We start from the raw sequence: 19,658 nt of genomic DNA, 5'->3' as shown, positions 1-19,658 counted from the left end.
ATGAACCCGACCCAGGCCAGTATGCGCACCAAGACTCAATGGATCCTGCCGGTGCTGTTTGCCACCGCGCTGGCCCTGCTGCTCCAGCACTTTCTCGGCTCGATCGCGTGGGCCGGCCTCCTGGCCGTGATCACGTGGCCGCTGCACCAGCGCATGCTGCACCGCGGCTGGCCGCCGCTGGCCAGCGCCACCTTCATGCTCGTACTGCTGATCGTCAGCTTCGTGGGCCCGTCCGTCCTGCTGTTCCATACGCTCAGCAGCGAACTGGCCAGCCTGCAGCGCCTGCTCATCAGCTTCAACCAGACTGGCGTGCCGGTGCCGGCCTGGCTCACCGGCCTGCCGCTGGTGGCCGAACCGGCTGTTACCTGGTGGCTCGAACACCTGGCCGTGCCAGGCGGCCTGAACGCCCTCGTGCGCACGACCCTGGGCGACTTCATGCCGCACCTGACCGACACGGCGCGGGTCTGGGGCTCGACCATCCTGGCCAATGCGCTGTACCTGTTCCTGACGCTCCTGACGCTGTTCGTGCTGTACCTGCACGGCGCGGCCGTGATGCATTACATCGACGGCGCCGGCCAGCGCCTGGCGCCCGTCCAGTACGCCAAGCTGCGCCGCGTGCTGCCGCTGTCGGTGCGCGGCACGGCACTCGGCCTGGGCTCGATTGCGATCCTGGAAGGTATCGTGCTGGGCGTGGCTTACTGGATCGCTGGCGCGCCGGCCCCTGTGCTGCTGGGCGTGATTACCGGCTACCTGGCCCTGATCCCGGGCGGCGCGCCGCTGTCGTTCACGATGGTGTCGCTGCTGCTGTTCGGTCAGGGCAATTCGGCCGAGGCGCTGGGCCTGTTCACCTGGGGCGCGGTCGAGCTGTTCCTGGTCGATAAATTCATCCGCCCGAAGCTGATCGGCAAGCGCGTCAACCTGCCATTCCTGGCAGTCCTGTTCGGCTTGTTGGGCGGCGTATCGACGCTGGGCGTCATTGGCCTCTTTGTCGGACCCTTGATGATGGCGATCCTGTTCGGCTGGCTGCGTGACAGCACGCCCGTGACACCGCTGATCGTCGATCCGGCGGCCGCCGACGCGTCAGGCGATGCGTCAGTCGACGTCCATCGGATCGGCTAGCCTGCCAACGAATGCGTCGGCGCGCTGATGCAGGTCCCACAGCGCGCCCACGCGCAGGCCGGCGGCCACCGGCGTGACTGCCGCGATATCCAGTTCTTCCATCAGGCCGTACAGCAGCGCCAGCCCGCCGGCCAGATGCACGCCCTGGCGGGTGGCGATGAAGGCATCGCGCAAACCTGCGAGATCGGCCCGTGTCAGCGGCGTGTCCACATTACTACCCCGGTGCACGTGGCCAGCCAGCGCACGCACCGTCCCGCACGCCCCATACGCCATGTCCCAGCCGCGCGCGCCGAACCCCGCTTCGGCAAAGCGGCTGCGGCTTGAGCGCACGGCGGCGTCGAAGCCCGCCGCGTCGATCTGCCCGTTCGCGAAAAAGGTCAAACTCTGGCGCACCGCCCCAAGCGCGAACGATTCGATGCGCCGGATCGTGGCACCCTCCCCGATCACGAGCTCCGTCGAGATGCTGCCGATGTCGAGCACGAGCCGCGGCGCAGGGTCGGCTGCGCCCAGCGTATTGGCCACGCCCAGATAGACCAGGCGCCCCGCTTCATCGCCCGCGATGATGTCGACCGGGTGTCCTAGCGCGCGCCCGGCCGCGGGCAAGAACAAGGCGGCATTGCGCGCCATGCGCAGGGCCGCGGTGGCGACGACGCGCACGGCGTGCGGCCGCCAGGCGTCCAGCGCGCCCCGGAACTGCCCCAGGCAGGCCAGGGCACGGCGCAGCGCTGCGCTGTCGAGCATGCCGTCTTCGTCGAACGACGCTGACAGCTCGACCTTCTCGCACATGGTCGCGACGAGCTCGAGCCCGCCATCACCGAAACGGCCGATGTGCAGGCGAAAACTGTCCGAGCCAAGCTCGACAGCGGCATAGATGGGTGATTCGTGATCGATGGTCGGCATGGGTCATGAGCATAAGCGGCCACCGTGACGGGCGCGTTACATGACCTTGCGAAGCGGGCCCGCGCGCTAGATATCGGCGACCGCTTCGCTGGCAGGCGCCACGCGATTGCGGCCCGCTCGCTTGGCGCGCTGCATGGCCTCGTCGGCGCGCTGGAACAGCGAGGTCGTGCTGTCTTCGGGCCGGATCGTCGTCACGCCAAAACTGGCCGTGAGCTTGATCATCGCCCGCTCGCTCTTGACCGGTGTCGTGTCGATGGCGGCGCGGATGCGTTCGGCCACAAGCACCGCTTCATCGAGGCTGGTGCGCGGGAGCAGGACGGCAAATTCGACGCCCACCACGCGCCCCAGCTGATCGCTGTCGCGCAACTGGCGCCGGCACAGCGCGACCATCTGGTGCAGCACGACGTCGCCGGCCGGATGGCCGTAGCTGTCATTGACGCGCTTGAAGCCATCGAGGTCGAACACGATCAGCGCCGTCGGCAGGCCGGGCCGGCGCGCCAGCGCCAGCCACGGCGCGAGCAGCTGGAAGAAGCCACGCCGGTTGGGCGCGTCGGTCAGAGGATCGACCGTTTCGAGCCGTTCGAGCGTGTCCTGCAGGCGTTCGCGGGTCAAGAGCAGCACGCCAAAGGCATTGCCGAGCAGGAGCAGGTACAGGGCGCCACTGGAGAATTGGCTCAGCAGATCGTTCGAGAGCCAGCCCCAGCCACGTGGCAGCAGCAGCACAGATAATCCACGCGCCGCGACCACCAGCGCCAGCGCCCCTGTGGCCAGCGCCAGGAAGCGCTGCAGCAGGCTCGCATCGCGCCAGCGCCAGGCGAGCGCCACCGCGCCGGACAGGTAGAACGCGCCCAGCAGGAGCGATGCGGCCACGCTGCGCAAGCCCTCTTCGTCGACGAGATAGCACAGGAAGAACACGAGAACGGCCACGCCAACGAGGATCAGCGTCGGTGTGCGCCAGGCCGGCCGGCGCGCTGCTTCCCACGAGGCGCCCGCTTCGATCGCCACGCCGGCAAACAGCAGCGCGTAGCCGCCAGGGATCGAGATGGGGGCCGGCACCACACCAGAGTCGCCCAGCGCCAGCAGCAGCCAGGCGCCGCCCTGAATCTGTTTCGACAGACTCCAGAACGTCATCGCAGGGGCACGTACAGGACCGTGATTGAAAAAGGTCAGCAGCGCGCACAGGGTCAGGTTGCCCAGCGCGAGCACCAGCACCATCGTCGACGCATCCAGCATAGGCATGTCATTACTCATGTTCGGCGTTCCGGAGTGCCGGCACCAGGCTGGCGGGCCGGAGTGCGGGGTGATTGATTCGCGCCTGGGGGCCGGCAGACGGCGCACGGGCGGCTGCCGGCCAGCTTATCAGAAAGTGATGCCTTGCAACAAGCCAACGCTGCCGCTCAGCCGGCGAAGCGGTTGAAGACCTCGCGCACGGCCAGGCCACCACCGCCAATGAGCACGCTGAAATAGATGATGGTCACGACATTGCTGATGTGACCCAGCAGGATGCAGACGCCGTCGCGCTGCAGCAAGCCGATGGCGAGGAACAGGATCGCCACGGCCGGGAACGTGTTGCTGAACGGGATCAGCCCGAACGGCATCATCAGCAGCACCGCACCCAGGATCAGGGCCGCGTTGTTGAAGAAAGCGACCGGACCGGCGGCCACCAGCCACTGGATGCGGTTGGGCTTGCTGACACGCTCGAGTTTCTTGAGCCACGACAGCGCCTTGCGCAGCAGCGGACGCAGCTTGCGCGTGCCGATGACACGGTGTTCGAGCTTCGATGGAATCCACAGATCGCGCCCGAACAGGCGGCTGACGCTGATGAGCAGGATCGCGGCGCCGAACACGGTGCTCACGCCCGGAATCGAAATCGGGATCAGGAACACCAGCGTGAGCAGCGCCACGAGGATCAGGAGGCCGTCGTTGCCGACGCTGCGGATCAGTTCACTGAGGGTGATGCCGGTGCGCGGCATCGAGCGGACCAGCGCGCGCAGACGCTGGGAAACGGGTGGTTCACTGTGCATGATGTGGTCGTGTGGTGCGTCCGGATAGCCGAACAGGGTGGCTTATTGGCCAACGCAAATGATTCGGGTCTCGTACTCGGCCGCTTTGTCTTTCTTGGTTGTGGCCCAGGCGATGACTTCGTCCGCTTGCGCGATCGTCATGATCGTCGCCTTCTCCTTGTTCTTGATGAAGGAGACGCCCTCGAACTTGCCTTCCTTGCTGCGCATGACCTTCGCGAAGACGGGTGGTTTCTTGCCGTCGTCCGACCGTTTGTCCTGGCGGACGAGATAACGCTGCTCTGCTGGTTCCATAAAAATAATCCGTGCTTGATCGATCAAACCGCTATTTTACGGTGCGCGCATTGCGGACACATGAAAAGTTCACCGCCCCACGACGCCGATCACTTGCACGAGCAGGATCTTGAGCACTGTCATCGACGGGAAAATCATCGCGTAACCGATATCCGGCCGGTCCGTCGGCGCGATCCGGTTGGCAAACGCGAGGATGGCCGGATTGCCCGTGGTACCGGCCACGATGCCCACCACGCTGTCGAACGGCAGGCGAAACACGAACAGGGCAATGACCATCGTGACGATGACGAGCGTGGCCGCAATCGCGCTGCCCAGCAGCAGGTACAGCAAACCATCGTTGGCGATCGCCGCGGCAAACGTCGCGCCCGACGAGATGCCCACGACCGCCAGGAACAGCGTCAGGCCAAAATTGCGCAAGACCAGGTTGGCCGGGATCGGCATCGCCCACTGGAACATCCCGCTGCGACGACGCCAGCCAAGCACCAGCGCGACCAGCAGCAGCCCCGCGAACCCGAACGAAAACTGCCCGATCAGCGGCAACGGCCAGATGATCGCGCCGAACGCCAGCCCGAGCGTCACGCCGACGCCGATCCCGATGTAGCTCACCTCCCCCGTGCTGCGCACCGAGTCGCCGAACAGCTTGCGCAGCGCGGGAAAGCTGCTGCGCGGCGCGAGCACGCCGATGCGGTCGCCCATTTCGAGCAGCCGCCCCGGGGCCAGGACCAGGTCGGCATCCCCACGCCGCAAGTGCAGGACGCGGGCATTGAGTCCGGCCGGCAGCGCCAGTGCGCTCAGTGGCAAACCGGCCATGCTGGCAGCGGAGATGAAGAAGCGGTCGTAGTCGAGGTCGCTGCGATCGTGCAGCATGCCGCCCGGATGCGCCGGGCCGAAGCGCGTTGCGACTTCGTGCAGCACTGCCTGGTCATTGCCTGCGACGAGCAGGCGGTCGCCCGACTCGATGCGCATGGCGTTGTCGGCGACCAGATTATGCTCGCCACGCCGCAGCGCAACGATGGCGACACCGGCCGGCAAGCGCGCCGCAGCCTCAAGCAGGGTCATGCCCAGCACGGAAAATTCAGCCACGTCAATTTCTTCGAGATGCAGGGCGGACGACGCTGGCGCCGGGCTTGCCGGCTTGAACACGGCGTTGTATAGGCCAAGCAGCAGGATCGGCACGGCCACGCCGACGGGATATGCGACCGAATACCCGGTCGCAGCCGACGTGCCGAATACAGCCAGCGCCGCCTGCAGCGCAGCCGTGCTGGTACCAGCACCGGCGAAGGCGCCCAGCGCTTCGGGCAAGGCAAAGACGGGGAATAGCCACGCCACGCCGACGGCCAGCGCCAACGCCGTGAGGACGGCCAGCAGCGCCGCCAGATTGGCTTTGATACCGTCGTGCGTCGTCAAGCCGCGAAAGAACTGGGCGCCATAGGCAATGCCGACGCCGTACAGAAACAGCAGCAGGCCCAGATTGCCGAGCATGCCGGGCAAGACCAGGTCAGGTGCAGCCGCGCCGACCGCGAGGCCAACGAACAGCACCGCGCCGGAACCGAGCGACAAGCCTTTCACGCTGACCGCCCCTAGCAAGTAGCCCGCGGCGATGGTGAAAAACAGCGCAAACATCGGCTGGTGGCTGAAGAACGTGGTGATGGCGGTCATGGACGTTGCCTGGTTGCATGTGTGAGATGCAGTCTACGGCATGGGGACCTGATTGCCTGGTGTTAATGCGATATAAACGCAAGCCTTCATGGCGATGATCGGCGCGGCGTTGAAGCATGGCCGCGCTGACAGGCTGGGTACAGACTTACGATTGACGCTCACCGCACTCGGTACAAAACTTCGAGCCTGGCTGCAGCGTCGTCGCGCAGGCGCGACAAGTAACCTGCTGGGCAGTCCGGTGGCCGCACTCCGGGCAGAACTTCGCACCATGGGTTTCGGCCCGGCATTGCGTACACACCAGCTGCATGTTCTGCGTGACGTCCAGGCGTCCACCGCGCGTCTGACCCTCGGCGTTTGCCTTTTCGGACGCGGCCGACACTTCGCCCTGGGCGCGTGCCTGCGTGATCTTCACCTTCACATTGGGTGCGCAGTTGAAGCAAAGGCCGTTCGCGTTGTCGAAGCACTGGTTGCAGACGTAGTCGTGACAGTTTCCGCACCGGTTGAAGTGCATCTTGCCAGCGGCTACCGCCTCAGTAAAGGCTTCGTCGCGTGCCGAATGCCAGCCCGCCTGGGCCATGCTATCGATCACGCTGCCAGCATTGCCGAGCAGGCCACCGAACATGCTTGCCCCTTTTTGCAGCCAACCCGAGGCCTGGGCGCTGCGGTACGGTTTGAAGTGCGTGCGCCAGCGGTCACTGCAGCGCTCGCAGGAAAATTCGAACTGGAACCCTGCATCGACGCCTGTCGAGTTGCTCAGATCGCGATAGTTGTTAGCAAACTGCATGTCGGACATAGGCTGCTATTCCCAGGTTTATAAAATGTAGAGTTTATCTGGGCTGAGGAAGCGCAATATCACGCAATCTCACGCCAAGCGCTTCCGGACGATCGATTTGCTGGCTGCTTCATTAAAATATCGACGCCTTTCGTGAAGCCGGCCAACAATCGCGTCGACACTATGCTTCGTTGTCGCAGAACCGGTCACGCCCTGCTGACTTCGCCTGATAAAGACGGCGATCAATCCGGTCGAGGAACGCCTTGGCGTCATCCTGGGCACCTGGCACGATGGTACCGATACCCATGCTCACGGTCACCAGCTGGCCGACGCCGGAGCGGGCGTGCAAAATCTCTTGTGCCGCCAGCAGCTCACGGCAGCGCTCAGCCTTGCTCCACGCCGCCTCCCGGTCCGTGACAGGCAACAGCAGCACGAATTCCTCGCCACCGAGACGGGCGCACAGGTCGTCCGGGTCGGATGCTGCTCCGTCGAACACTTGGGCCACGCGTCGCAGGCACTCGTCACCTTGCACGTGACCATAGTGATCGTTGTACTGCTTGAAGTGATCGATATCGATGATCACGAGAGACAGCGGGTGACCGCTATCGCGCGCTTTTCCCCATTCCACGGAATAGAGGGTGTCGAACATGCGTCTGTTGGCAACACCCGTGAGGCTGTCGCGGTACGACAGACGCTCGAGTTCGCGCTGCAATTGAACGATCTTGTCTTCGGCCTCTTTTCGCGCCGAGATGTCAAACATGAAGCCGACCAGCGACTCCACACTGCCGTCAGAGTGACGCACAACGTGAACCACATCCCGGATCCAGACATGATTGCCATGACGCGTGATGGCGCGGTAGTCAGCCTCATGGTCAACGCCTTTTTGCGATTGCGCCACACAGAACTCGACCGTATTCTGACGATCTTCCTCATGGATGCGCTCGGCCCAGTCGTTCACGGTAAGCCAGCTTGCCTGGCTCCATCCCAGCAGTTCTTCGATCTGCGGACCAATGTAGGTAAACCGCATCGTCGCCCAGTCTATTCGCCATGGAATTGCCTTGGTGGATTCCAATAGCGTCCGGTACACGCCGGGGTCTTCGCAAACAACCGACGGAGGAATTACAGGTGGCAAAGTCATAGACAAGTGGGCTGAGATGAATGGATATCCTTGAAAGTGGGGCCGTTTCTGACCCGCACGAGGACCTCATGCCAGCATGATAGGTTGCCGTTATGAAAAAGTCACGTACTGTCAATACCGCCAGCTGCGGGACAGAAGCAACCCTTCAGCTACCGATGACAGACGTGATGGCGGGTTGTGGAGCAGGCTGACGGCGCTGCGCACGCATCACTGCCGGAATCGTACTCAAGGGTATGAACACGTGGATGAGAATCAACCACCATAGACTCTGTGTCCAGGCATACGCAATGGTAAAAAATATCGCTGAGATGATCGAGCCAGCAAGCTGCTTTGGATTTGCATAGCCGTGCCCGATACCGTAGGCAAGCGCAGATGCCACAATCGCCAATGGCAGGCCAATGACAGGCGACAGCACCAGCAGCAAGAACCCGCGATAAAGCACTTCCCATCCGCCTGTCACGATCAGCATACTCGCGGCGAATGCGAACGCTTCAGCAAGGTTACGCGGCCATATTGACGAAGACGCCAGCATCTTGCGTTCGTCCTCCGCACGCGCTTGCGGTGTTTTACGGCGTTCGATCATGCTGCCGATCGCCCACAAGCCGCACATCAGCAGGACTGCACATCCCAGGCCCCACGCGCCAGCGCTCGAGAGCGGCATGTCGAAGCCGAGCTGTTCCAACGTATACCCGGCCTGCGATGAACTGGCCCACAAGACGCCCAGCAAGGCCAGCGAATGCGCGCTCATCGAACCGTACTGGCGCATGAGTGAACGCGGCGGCGTGCCACGCTTGGGCCGCAAGCTGCGCCAGAGATTCCACGCCGGGAAAATGATAAGCAGGTAGGCTGCAAGTAGATGATTCAGCATATGTGAACAGGTCGAGGCGGGCTACGCGCCGTCCTACGGCTCCCTCAGCAGCTTGAACTGCCTCGCCTGCCGGTGATAGGTATCCACCGACTGCTTGACATACCGCGTGAGCGCATCGCCCGTCAGTGCAAACGGATACAACCCGGCCTGCGCCCGCATTTCCGCAAACGCAGGCGAACTCTCCACCCCGTCGAATGCCTTGACCCAGCGCCGGTAATCCGCCTCGCGCACATCCGGCCCCATCCAGACGCCGCGAATCACCGGCCAGACCACGTCGTATCCCTGCTCGCGCGCCGTGCGCACGCCGGCCAGCGCGCCCGGCAAACGCCCTTCGGACAGCACTGCCAGCACGCGCACATTGCCGGCTCTGGCTGCCAGCAGCGCTTCGGACGTGTCGCCCGACACCGCCTGCACATGCCCTGCCCCCATCGCGATGAATTGTTCACCGCCGCCTTCGAGAGCGACAAAGCGCAGCTTGCGCGGGTCCACGCCAGCCATGCGCGCGAGCAGCGCCATCTTGATCCAGTCCTGGCTGCCGACCGTGCCGGACATGCCTATCAAGACCTGCTTCGGGTTGCGCTTGATCGCACTCAGCAGGTCGGACAGTGTCTTGTAGGGGGAATCGGCGCGCACGGCGACCATGCCGTAGTCGGCGCCGAAGGCCGCGACCCAGCGCACGTCGTCGACGTCGGCCTTGCCGAATTTGCCCAGCGCGAGATTCAGGACCGAGCCGCCCGAAAAGGTGACGAGCGTATCGGGCTCGCTGCGGCGCTGCGAGACGACCGAATGCCAGGCCACGGCGCCCACGCCCCCGGGCAGGTAGCTGAGCGTGAGTTCAGGCGCGCCAGGTTGATCGTGCAGGGCTTTTTGCGCCAGCTTGCAGGTGAGGTCCATGCCACCACCGGGTTTCGACGGAATCAGGCATTCGGCAGCGCCGGCGTGCGGCAGGCCGCCGAACGCCAGGATGGTCAACAGGAGAACGTGCGAGGTTTTCATGGCGCCCATGATACCGCCGCACGATACCGCGTGGCGGAACTAGAAGCGGTGCTGCATGCCCGCGGTGATGCCGCTCTGGGTCGATCCGAAGCCCGGATCGTCGCGCGAGAGGCCAATCAGCTGGCCGTTGTCCGCCTTCGCGTGCGCCAGCGACAGATACAGGTCGGTGCGCTTGGACAGCGCCAGCATGGCGCGCGCGACGAACATCGTCGGGTCGGCGTCCAGGTTGGCAGGCAGGTTCTTCGTGTTGATGTGATAGACCGCGCCCGTCAGCGTGACCGCGTCGATCGTGCGCGTGATGCCGCCCCAGTAGGTGTCGCCGCGCAGGTCGGCCAGGTTGGTACGGCCCTGCGCCAGCTTGTAGCCGCGCTTGCCGGCCGTATAGCGCCACGGGCCGCTGCGGTAGTCGACCGCCACGTGGTACGCCGTCGTTTCGTCCAATCCATTCGTGGCGGCGCCCTCGATCGGCGTGCCGTCGATCCGCTCCCATGAGGCCATCACGCCCAGGCCATCGCCGAACCATGAGCCGCCCAGCGCCAGCTTGCGCCCTTCGCGCGAGCTGCCCGAACGTTCGCCCAGGCCGACCGTGGCGCCGTACGTGAAGCCGCCCGTGCGCCCCGTGTACTTGATCAGGTTATCGAACTGGGTCGTCATGCCGTAGCGTGATGGCCTGGTGGCGCTGCCGCCCGTTGCCCACGAATAGTTCGGCGCAAAGCCCAGCGGATCGAACTTGATCACCAGTTCATACACGGTAGTGAACGAACGGCCGATGACGATCCGGCCCAGGTCGTTCTCCAGTCCCACGTAGGCCTGGCGCTTGAAGATCGCGCCGTCGCTGGCGCCCGTGTCGAGCAGGATGCCACCTTCGAGGTTGAAGACGGCTTTCAGGCCGCCACCCAGGTCTTCGCTGCCGCGAAAGCCCCAGCGCGACGTATTCTTGCCGCCCGAGATGACGCGCACCGCGTTGCCGCCGTCTTCGCCGGCATGGTTGACGAATTCCGCGCCGGCGTCGATCAGGCCATAGACCTGGACATTGCTCTGGGCAAGGACGGGTGCGGAAAGGGACAGCGCTGCCAGGACGGCAAGCGCGAGGGCCGATTGTTTCATGTGTCTCCGAACGTTGTTATGGTGATCTGCTGCAGCTGGGTCGCTGCTTGTGGGCCGACTATATGGGCGCGCGCCTTTCAGTTCGCTTTCAGTGCCGCTTTTCGGGAAAGCCGCTTTGCGTTTACACTGGCGCGATGAGAATCCTGCTCGTTGAAGACCATGTCGAACTGTCCCATTGGGTGTCCAAGGCCCTGCGCGACGCCAAGCTGACCGTTGAATGCGCCGCCACCGGCGCCGATGCCGACGCACTGCTCCACACCCAGGACTACGCCCTGGTGATCCTGGACCTGACGCTGCCCAAGATGGACGGCCTGGACGTGCTGCGCCGGCTGCGCGCGCGCGGCGGCGCACGTGGCGGTACGCCGGTGCTGATCCTGACCGCGCGCGGTGGCCTCGAAGACCGCGTGCAGGGCCTGAACCTGGGCGCCGACGACTACCTGCCCAAGCCGTTCGAGCTGGCCGAACTCGAAGCGCGCGTCAAAGCGCTGCTGCGCCGCCGCAGCGGCAACGAAGCGCTGGTGCACGAATGCGGTGGCCTGCGTTTCGACACCGTGTCGCGCATGTTTACCATTTGCGGCGAAGCGCTCGCGCTGACGCCACGCGAGCACGCCGTGCTCGAAGCGCTGATTGCACGCCCGGGCCGCGCGCTGTCGAAAGAAAAGCTGTTCGACGAAGTGTTCGCGCTGGCCGACGACGTCAACCTCGACGCCATCGAGCTGTATATCCACCGCATCCGCAAGAAGCTCGACAAGTTCCCGGATGCCCGCGCGATGATCGTCACGTTGCGGGGCATCGGTTACCTGATGCAGCAACGGCCCGATTGAGCCGCCGCACGCGATGACCCTGCGCGCGTCCCTGCTCCAGATCACCGCCGGCCGCCCACTGGGCAGCCTGCGCGGGCAGCTGCTGCGCTGGCTGATCCTGCCGCTGGTGCTGCTCGTCGCGCTCAATGCGGTCTCGCTGTACCGCGACGCCCTCGAGGCGGCCGATGTCGCCTACGACCGCTCGCTGCTCTCGTCCACGCGCGCGCTGGCCGAGCGGGTCTCGGTCCAGGATGGCAAGGTCGTCGCCAACGTGCCCTACGTGGCGCTCGACAGCTTTGAAACCGATACGCTGGGCCGCATCTACTACAAGGTCACGGGCCTGCACGGCGAGACGGTATCGGGCTACGACGACCTGCCGCCGGTGCCGAAGAACGTGCCGCGTACCGACCTGTATCCGGCACTGGTGCGGTTCTATCACGCCACCTACAACGGCGAGCGGGTGCGCATCGCCGCGCTGCTGCAACCGGTCTACGACGATTCGATGCGCGGCATCGCGCTGATCCAGGTCGGCGAAACGCTCGACGCGCGCCAGGCCCTGTCGCGCGACATCCTGATCAGCACTCTGCTGCGCCAGGCGCTGCTGGTGCTGGCGGTGGCAGCGATGGTGTGGTTTGCCGTGCGCCTGGTGCTGCGGCCCCTGATGCTGCTGAAGAACGAGGTGGAAACGCGCGCGCTGTCCGACCTGTCGAACATCGATCCGGCGCTCGTGCACAAGGAAGTGCGGCCGCTGGTGGCGGCAATGAACGGCGCGATGGCGCGCACGCAGGACCTGATCGCCAGCCAGCGCCGCTTCATCGCCGACGCCTCGCACCAGTTGCGTACCCCGCTGGCGGTGCTCAAGACGCAAGCCGAACTGGCCCTGCGCGAAAACGATCCGGCCGCGATGCGCGCCATTGTCGGCTCGATCGCCGGCACCACCGATGGCGCAATTCACCTGGCCAACCGCCTGCTGACGCTCGCGCGCATCGAGCATGGCAGCGGCAGCACGCCAGATGCGCCCGTGTCGCTGGCAGAGGTGGCGCGCCAGGTCGGACTGGAACTGGCGCTGCCAGCCGTACAGAAAGGGATCGACCTGGCGCTCGAAGCCGATGCCGACGACCTCACCACGGTCCCGGGCCAGGGGTTGCTGCTGCACGAAATGGTGTCGAACCTGGTCGACAATGCGATCCGCTATACGCCCGCCGGCGGCAGCGTGCTGCTGCAGGTCGCGCGCGAAGACGACGATGTCACGCTCGCCGTCAGCGACAGCGGGCCAGGCATCGCAGCGGGCGATGTCGATAAAGTGTTCATGCCGTTCTACCGCGCCCAGGCCACGCTCGAAGCCAATCCGGGCGGCACCGGACTGGGACTGGCCATCGTGCGCGATATCGCCAACCTGCATGGCGCCGGCATCACGCTGGGCCCATCCGGCGATGGGCCTGGCCTGAGCGTGCGCGTGATATTCCCCGCGCCGGCAATCGTTGAAGCGTCAAGTGCACTGAAAGCCAATTGAAAGGCACGCACGCCTATAGTTGGTGCAAACAGCAGCACACCAACGACAACGATCGGAGACACCATGCACTTCCCTGCCCCCGCGCACGCCGCCCTGGCCGCGCTTTCCCCCGTTTGAACCGCGCCTGAAAAAAACGGCGCGCGATCGACCGTGCATCGGTCTGCATGAAGCAGCCGTGCACCACAACCCCACGCGCCACCTGCACCAACACCCCGGGCCCCAGCGGCCCACACACCGCGTGCGGCAAGCGCACCGGCAAGGAGAATGATGATGATGTTGACCATCCTGGCGTATTCCATGGTCGTCGTGTTCATGTACCTGATCATGACCAAGCGCCTGCCGGCGCTCGTGGCCCTGATCGTGGTGCCCATCGGGTTCGGCGTGATCGGCGGCTTCGGGCCACAACTCGGCCCGATGATGCTCGACGGGATCCGCAACCTGGCCCCGACCGGCGTCATGCTGATGTTCGCCATCCTGTACTTCGGCATCATGATCGATTCGGGCCTGTTCGATCCGGTCGTGCGCCTCATCCTGAAGCTCGTCGGCGGTGACCCGTTCAAGATCGTGGTGGGCACCGCCGTGCTGGCGATGTTCATCTCGCTCGACGGCGATGGCGCCACGACCTACATGATCACCGTTGCCGCCATGCTGCCGCTGTACGTGCGGCTCGGCATGAGCCGCCTGGTGCTCGCCTGCGTGATCATGCTGGCGGGCGGCGTCTTCAACATCCTGCCGTGGGGCGGCCCGACGGCGCGCGCCGCCACTGCCCTCGGCGTGGACGTCAGCGACATCTTCGTGCCGATGATCCTGCCGATGGCCGTCACCTGCATCTGGGTCGTGTTCGTGGCCTGCGTGCTGGGCATGAAGGAGCGCAAGCGCCTGGGCATCATGACGCTGCCGACGCAGGCTGAAAAAGCGGAAAAAGCTGCCCAGGCGGCGCAGAATGTCGCCGTGCTGCAGCCGGCCGTGGCCGCCGAAATGAACGGCACCACCGGTCACTGGAGCCCGAGCGCCGCTGCCTCGGCGCGCGATGGCAATGTGCACCAGCTGGCGGGCGGTCGTGTCGAATCGACGATGACGCCTGCGACGGAGCCGGTGCTGGCCACCGGTGGCGGCAATGGTGGCGGTAGCGACGACAATGACGTCTCGAACGCCGCGATCAAGCGCCCACGGCTGATCTGGATCAACTTCGCGATGACGACCCTGTTGATGGTGTTCCTGATCATGGGCGTGCTGCCCCTGCCCGTGCTGTTCATGATCTTCTTCGCCGTCGCGATCATGATCAACTATCCGGGCCTCGAAGAGCAGAAGGAGCGCATTGCGCACCATGCAGCCAACGTGCTGCCGGTGGTGTCGCTGATCTTCGCGGCCGGCATCTTCGTCGGCATCCTGCAGGGTACCAAGATGGTCGATGCGATTGCACTGTCCGTCATCGCAGGCGTGCCCGACTGGATGGGTCCGTACCTGGCGGTCGTCACGGGCCTCTTGAGCATCCCGTTCACGTTCTTCATCTCGAACGACGCGTTCTACTTCGGCATCGTGCCGGTGCTGGCCAAGGCGGCCGAAGTGTACGGCATCACGGCAGCAGAAATCGGCCGCGCCTCGGTGATCGGCCAGCCGGTTCACCTGCTCAGCCCACTGGTCGCCTCGACCTATCTGCTGGTCGGCATGTGCAAGGTGGAGTTTGGCGACCACCAGCGCTTCACGCTGATCTGGTCGATCTCGGCCGCACTGGTCATGCTGGCGGCAGCGCTGGTGTTCGGCGTCGTCCCGCTGATGGGCAGCGCTGCATAATCCGGCGGGGCGCGGCGGCATATACTTGCCAGATGCCCGCGCCCCAACATCTTCCTGAACTCCCTGCCGCCGCTGCGCCCCTGGTCGTGAGCGACGGCAAGCGCCGCACCCTCGCATTCACACCTGGCGATGTGCAAAGCGAGATGCTGCTGGCGCGGCCCGACGCCCTCGTCCTCGATTACACCCGCGCCATGATGTGCTTTGCGCTGTTCGCGCCGCGCCCGCGCCACATCGTGATGGTGGGCCTGGGCGGCGGCTCGCTCGCCAAGTTCTGCTACCGCCACTTTCCCCAGGCCCGCATCACGGTGCTCGAGATCCGCGCCGACGTGATCGCGCTACGCGGCCTGTTCTGCGTGCCACCGGACGATGAACGCCTGCGGGTGCTGCATTGCGACGCGGCCGACTACCTGGCGCGCACGCCGGGCGACGCCGATGTGCTGCTGGTGGATGGCTTCGACCGGGGTGGCTTGCCGCCGGCGCTGGCCAGCCGCGCGTTCTACACAGCCTGCCGCCGTGCGCTGCGTCCCGGCGGTGTGCTGGTGGCCAATATTTTCACCTACGACCCCGACTATGTGTCTTTCTTACAACGGTTGCAGCATGCCTTCTATGGGCGCGTGATCTGGTTCCGGGAGATCGCCGGCAACAACCGGATCCTGTTTGCCGTGCGCCCCGCCACCCCGCCTTTACGCGGAGAACGCCTGTTGGTACGCCTTGCACGGGGCGGCCGGGACCGCAGCGGCATCGGTTTCGGCGGGGCCAACCGGCTGCTCGCGCGCGCCGTGGTGGCCTGGCTGGCGCGGCGTCGCGGCTAGGACGGTTTTACCCACGGCGGGCACTTTGTCCCTCACAATACGATAAGTTTGCGGTGCCAGCCCCTTGTATGACACACTGGCGCGCATTCATGCTCGTCGGCAAGAACCGTCGTCGCGTGCGCCCCTGACTCATTTGTACGGATTGACCTGGACCTTTCAATAACATGCCGCGCCGACTGCCCCGTTCACTGACTCTCGCGGCAGCCCTCACGCTCGGGGGCGGCATGGCCGCTTCGTTCGGCCTGTTCATCGGTGTCAGCCACCTCGAATACGACAATATGGCGCTCGCGTTCGGCCAGCGCGCCGACCAGCGCGTGGCGGCGGTGCAGCAGGGCATGGGCCAGGCCTTTGAAGTTCTGGCCGTCACCAACCAGCTGTTTTCCAGGGGCGAACCGGTCAGCCGAGAGCGGTTTGCCGACTTCACGTCGGCCCTGCTCGAGCGCCACCGCTTCATCCAGGCGTTCAATTTCCACCGCGTCGTGCCGGGCAGTGACCGCGCCGCGATCGAGGCCGAGCTGCAGCGCGTGCGTCCCGGTACGATCCTGACCGAGTTGACGGCCAGCGGCCTGGCGCCGGCGCCGCTGCGCACCGGCTACCACGTCATCGAATATGTCGAACCGATGGCCGGCAACGAAGCGGCCTTCGGCCTGAACCTGTCCCACAACGCCGCTGTCATGGGCGCGCTCGAACTGGCGCGCAGCACGGGCCAGCCAGCCGCCAGCGCCGTGTTCGCGCTGGCCCAGGCGCCCGCGAGCAAGGCCAGCTTCGACTTGGTGCAGCCGGTGTTCGACAAGCAGGGCGTCATGCGCGGCAATACCGCCGTCGTCGTCCGGGGCCAGGAACTCGTGCGCGAATCGCTTGCCGCCGCCGGCCTGCTGGGTGGCGGCGACATCTTCGTGTCGGTGTATGCGAGCGACCATGCCGACCCTGCCGCCCTGCTGTTCTCGAACGGCCCCACGTCGAGCGCATCGCGCCATGAATTTGCCGGCTGGCTGCGTCCCGATCATGGTCTGCACAGCACCGTGTTGCACGCGGGCGGGCGGCCCTGGCGCGTCGAGGTCGCCGCGGCGCCGCGGCCGTTTTTGGCTGACCACCTTGCCTCGCTGTCGCTGCTGTGCGGGGGCATCCTTGTCACGCTGATGGGCGCCGCCTTCGTGCAGTCGGCCGGCGAGCGGGCGCGCAAGGTGCAGCAACTGGTGCGCCAGCGCACGTCGGAGCTGCGCCGCAGCAACCGCCAGCTGATCGATGACATGGTCGCGCGCGAGCGCGCCGAAAAAGCGCTGCTGCACAGCGAGCAGCGTTTCCGCCAGCTGGTGTCGATGTCGTCGGACTGGTACTGGGAACAGGACGCCGAGCTGCGCTTCACGATGATCACCGGCGGCTTCACCGAAAAATCGGGCGTCGCCGTGCAGGGCCTGATCGGCAAGACGCGCTGGGAATACGTGCCTGGCCTGCTCGACAGCGAAAGCGGCCGCACCCACCTGGCCAAGATGCAGGCGCGCGAGGCGTTCAACAATCTCGAATACCAGGTGCTCGACGACAATGGCAACGCGCGCTGGTTCTGCGTCAATGGCGAACCGGTGTTCGACGACGCGGGCGTGCTCACCGGCTACCGCGGTACCGGCAGCGACATCACCGAGCGCAAGCTGACCGAGCAGCGCGTGCACCACGTGGCCCAGCACGACGTGCTCACCGGCCTGCCCAATCGCTCGCTGCTGCAGGACCGCCTGAGCCAGTCGATCGCGTTTGCCAGCCGCAGCGACCGGCCGGTGTGGGTCATGCTGATCGACCTGGACCGCTTCAAGTTCGTAAACGACAGCATGGGCCACAAGGCCGGCGACGTGCTGCTGGTAACGGTGGCGGCGCGCCTGCGCGCGGCGCTGCGCGATGCCGATACCGTGGCGCGCCTGTCGGGCGACGAATTCGTCGTGATCCTCAACGAGCATGCCGACGAACCGCTCTCGCCTGCCGTCGTGCAGCGGATCATGGACGCCGTGGCCCAGCCGGTCATGCTCGGCAACAAGGAATTCTTCGTGACCTGCTCGGTCGGCGTAGCCGTGTTCCCGACCGAAGGCACGCTGAGCGAAAACCTGATCGAGCACGCTGACATCGCCATGTACCGTGCCAAGAAACTGGGGCGCAACAACTTCCAGTTCTTCACGCCGAGCATGAACGACGAGGCGATGGAACGGGTGCGTATCGAAGGCGCACTGCGCAATGCGCTCGAACGCGACGAATTCGTCCTGCACTACCAGCCGCAGGTGGACATGAAGACGGGCCAGATCGTCGGCATGGAGGCGCTGATTCGCTGGAACCATCCCGAACTGGGCATGGTGCCGCCGGGGCGCTTTGTCGGCGTGGCCGAAGAGACCGGCCTGATCGTGCCGATCGGTGCCTGGGTCATGCGCACCGCCTGTGCCCAGAACAAGGCCTGGCAGGTTGCCGGCTACCCGCGCCTGCGGGTGGCAGTGAACCTGTCGGCCCGCCAGTTCGGCGCGGCCAACCTGATGGCCAGCCTGGAAGCAACGCTGCAGGAGACCGGGCTCGATGCGGCCTGCCTGGAGATCGAGCTGACCGAAAGCCTGTTCATGAGTGACGTGACGCCGGCGGTGGAGTTGCTGCACCGGATGAAGGCGCTCGGGATCAATCTGTCCATCGACGACTTCGGCACCGGGTATTCGAGCTTCTCGTACCTGTCGCGCTTCCCGATCGACGTGCTCAAGATCGACCGCTCGTTCGTGGCCGACATCACGCACGACGCCAACGATGCGGCCATCGTCACGTCGATCATCGCGCTGGCCCACAACCTGAAACTGGCCGTGATCGCCGAAGGCGTCGAGACACTGGCGCAGCTCGATTATCTGCGCAGCCACGGCTGCGACGAAATGCAGGGCTACTATTTCAGCAAGCCGGTGCCGGCCGACCAGTTCGAGGCGCTGCTGGCCGAAGGCCGCTGCCTGCCGGCGCCGACGCCATCACCAGCGCCCGAGACTTTACCCGCCTAGCGTACGGTCAGTTGCATGCCCGCCACGCGTGGCGGTATCAAGCCGTGTCATTACATGGCCGGCAAAACATTTATATAGCTAAATAAACATTATTGGTCGTACAATCATCGGGCCAATGGCACAACCCCGAAACCTGGACACCATAATGAACATGAATGACATGCCCGACATGGCCATGACACCGAATACGACCACGACCCGCCACCAGCGCGTCGATGGCCGCACGTCCGATCTGGTCAACCAGGCGATCGCATCGATTCCGACCCTCGGCCTGCAGCGCGCAGCGGAATTTCTCGCAACGATGAACGTACCGGCCGAAGTTGCGGTGCGGGCGCTGGTGTATCCAGCCCGCCGCCGCGCGCACTAAACACGCGCAATGCTGCAGCCCGGCTGCAGCTGAAGACTCAGAAAATAGCTGAGAGGTAAATAGCTGAGAGGCAATACAGCGGCCGTCCGCAATGGACGGCCGGCGCGATCAGCGGCGCTCTTCGCTCAGGGCGATATCGGCCAGCGATTCGCGGCCCTTGTCGCTCAGGCCATGGCCGCCGCCTTCGAGCGGCACGATATGCGACTTGCGGTTCAGGAAGCGCAGGACATCTTCGTCGAGCGCCACCTGCGGATCTGCCGCGAGCGCGCGCAGGCCCGTCACGCAGCGGCGCAGGAACAGCACTTCTTCACCCTTGTCGGTCAGCGTCAGCCGCTTGTCACGACCATATGACATCAGCTTGATGCCACACAGGCGCTTCGAATTGCGCCCGACACAGGCGCTGGCCATCTCTTGTTTACCGCCGCGCCGCACCATGTCGAGTGCGTCGTATTCGTCCGTCGTGAGCTTTTCGTTTTTCATTACCGCGTTT

Annotated in this window: 18 protein-coding genes; 7 read left to right on the top strand and 11 right to left on the bottom strand. The window is 65.1% G+C overall.

Annotated features, from left to right (window positions below; all coding sequences use genetic code 11):
* The first annotated feature begins 21 nt into the window (after positions 1-21).
* Positions 22-1,119 carry an AI-2E family transporter gene (locus AC1MGT_RS20190; protein WP_499501755.1) on the top strand — a complete coding sequence of 366 codons (1,098 nt, stop codon included), beginning with the start codon at positions 22-24 and terminating at the stop codon, positions 1,117-1,119.
* On the opposite strand, the gene AC1MGT_RS20185 is transcribed toward AC1MGT_RS20190, so the two are convergent.
* The 10 genes from AC1MGT_RS20185 to AC1MGT_RS20140 form a co-directional block, all read right to left on the bottom strand.
* Positions 1,093-2,019, bottom strand: a complete 927-nt coding sequence (locus AC1MGT_RS20185; RefSeq protein ID WP_499501754.1) for a Ppx/GppA phosphatase family protein — start codon at positions 2,017-2,019, stop codon at positions 1,093-1,095. The two genes, AC1MGT_RS20190 and AC1MGT_RS20185, sit on opposite strands and share 27 nt — an antisense overlap.
* A 66-nt stretch (positions 2,020-2,085) precedes the next feature.
* Entirely contained in the window at positions 2,086-3,258 is a 1,173-nt protein-coding gene (locus AC1MGT_RS20180; protein ID WP_499501753.1) for a GGDEF domain-containing protein, read from the bottom strand.
* 158 nt (positions 3,259-3,416) lie between these two features.
* Complete coding sequence (locus AC1MGT_RS20175; RefSeq protein WP_499501752.1) at positions 3,417-4,043, bottom strand: exopolysaccharide biosynthesis protein; 627 nt, start codon at positions 4,041-4,043, stop codon at positions 3,417-3,419.
* Between the two features lie 42 nt (positions 4,044-4,085).
* A complete protein-coding gene (locus tag AC1MGT_RS20170; RefSeq protein WP_183551000.1) occupies positions 4,086-4,334 on the bottom strand; it encodes a hypothetical protein in 249 nt (82 codons plus the stop codon).
* A gap of 69 nt (positions 4,335-4,403) precedes the next feature.
* A complete protein-coding gene (locus AC1MGT_RS20165) occupies positions 4,404-5,993 on the bottom strand; it encodes an aspartate-alanine antiporter-like transporter (RefSeq protein ID WP_499501751.1) in 1,590 nt (529 codons plus the stop codon).
* Positions 5,994-6,138: 145 nt separating this feature from the next.
* Positions 6,139-6,786 carry a double zinc ribbon domain-containing protein gene (locus AC1MGT_RS20160; protein WP_499501750.1) on the bottom strand — a complete coding sequence of 216 codons (648 nt, stop codon included), beginning with the start codon at positions 6,784-6,786 and terminating at the stop codon, positions 6,139-6,141.
* 160 nt (positions 6,787-6,946) lie between these two features.
* The gene (locus AC1MGT_RS20155; RefSeq protein ID WP_499501749.1) at positions 6,947-7,903 is read right to left on the bottom strand and encodes a GGDEF domain-containing protein; all 957 of its coding nucleotides are present in this window, start codon (positions 7,901-7,903) and stop codon (positions 6,947-6,949) included.
* 145 nt (positions 7,904-8,048) lie between these two features.
* Positions 8,049-8,771 carry a CPBP family intramembrane glutamic endopeptidase gene (locus AC1MGT_RS20150; protein WP_499501748.1) on the bottom strand — a complete coding sequence of 241 codons (723 nt, stop codon included), beginning with the start codon at positions 8,769-8,771 and terminating at the stop codon, positions 8,049-8,051.
* 33 nt (positions 8,772-8,804) lie between these two features.
* Positions 8,805-9,776: a tripartite tricarboxylate transporter substrate binding protein gene (locus AC1MGT_RS20145; RefSeq protein WP_499501746.1), complete on the bottom strand. Its 972-nt coding sequence runs from the start codon at positions 9,774-9,776 to the stop codon at positions 8,805-8,807.
* 30 nt (positions 9,777-9,806) lie between these two features.
* A complete protein-coding gene (locus AC1MGT_RS20140; protein ID WP_499501745.1) occupies positions 9,807-10,874 on the bottom strand; it encodes a porin in 1,068 nt (355 codons plus the stop codon).
* Between the two features lie 134 nt (positions 10,875-11,008).
* Here AC1MGT_RS20140 and AC1MGT_RS20135 point away from each other — a divergent pair, with 134 nt between their 5' ends.
* The 6 genes from AC1MGT_RS20135 (at position 11,009) to AC1MGT_RS20110 (ending at position 19,168) form a co-directional block, all read left to right on the top strand.
* A complete protein-coding gene (locus tag AC1MGT_RS20135) occupies positions 11,009-11,698 on the top strand; it encodes a response regulator (RefSeq protein WP_258837542.1) in 690 nt (229 codons plus the stop codon).
* 13 nt (positions 11,699-11,711) lie between these two features.
* Positions 11,712-13,190 carry a sensor histidine kinase gene (locus AC1MGT_RS20130; RefSeq protein ID WP_499501744.1) on the top strand — a complete coding sequence of 493 codons (1,479 nt, stop codon included), beginning with the start codon at positions 11,712-11,714 and terminating at the stop codon, positions 13,188-13,190.
* A gap of 273 nt (positions 13,191-13,463) precedes the next feature.
* Entirely contained in the window at positions 13,464-14,984 is a 1,521-nt protein-coding gene (locus AC1MGT_RS20125; protein ID WP_499504334.1) for a CitMHS family transporter, read from the top strand.
* Positions 14,985-15,016: 32 nt separating this feature from the next.
* Positions 15,017-15,796, top strand: a complete 780-nt coding sequence (locus AC1MGT_RS20120; protein WP_499501743.1) for a fused MFS/spermidine synthase — start codon at positions 15,017-15,019, stop codon at positions 15,794-15,796.
* Between the two features lie 164 nt (positions 15,797-15,960).
* Positions 15,961-18,801, top strand: a complete 2,841-nt coding sequence (locus AC1MGT_RS20115; protein WP_499501742.1) for a bifunctional diguanylate cyclase/phosphodiesterase — start codon at positions 15,961-15,963, stop codon at positions 18,799-18,801.
* A gap of 145 nt (positions 18,802-18,946) precedes the next feature.
* On the top strand, positions 18,947-19,168 hold the full coding sequence (locus AC1MGT_RS20110) for a hypothetical protein (RefSeq protein WP_499501741.1): 222 nt from the start codon (positions 18,947-18,949) through the stop codon (positions 19,166-19,168).
* Between the two features lie 108 nt (positions 19,169-19,276).
* On the opposite strand, the gene AC1MGT_RS20105 is transcribed toward AC1MGT_RS20110, so the two are convergent.
* Positions 19,277-19,648, bottom strand: coding sequence for a hypothetical protein (locus AC1MGT_RS20105; protein WP_332529990.1), 372 nt, complete (start codon positions 19,646-19,648; stop codon positions 19,277-19,279).
* Positions 19,649-19,658: the final 10 nt, after the last annotated feature.

It is taken from the genome of Telluria sp. BA11 (genome assembly GCF_056680305.1).
This window is presented reverse-complemented; position numbering and strand designations above follow the sequence as displayed.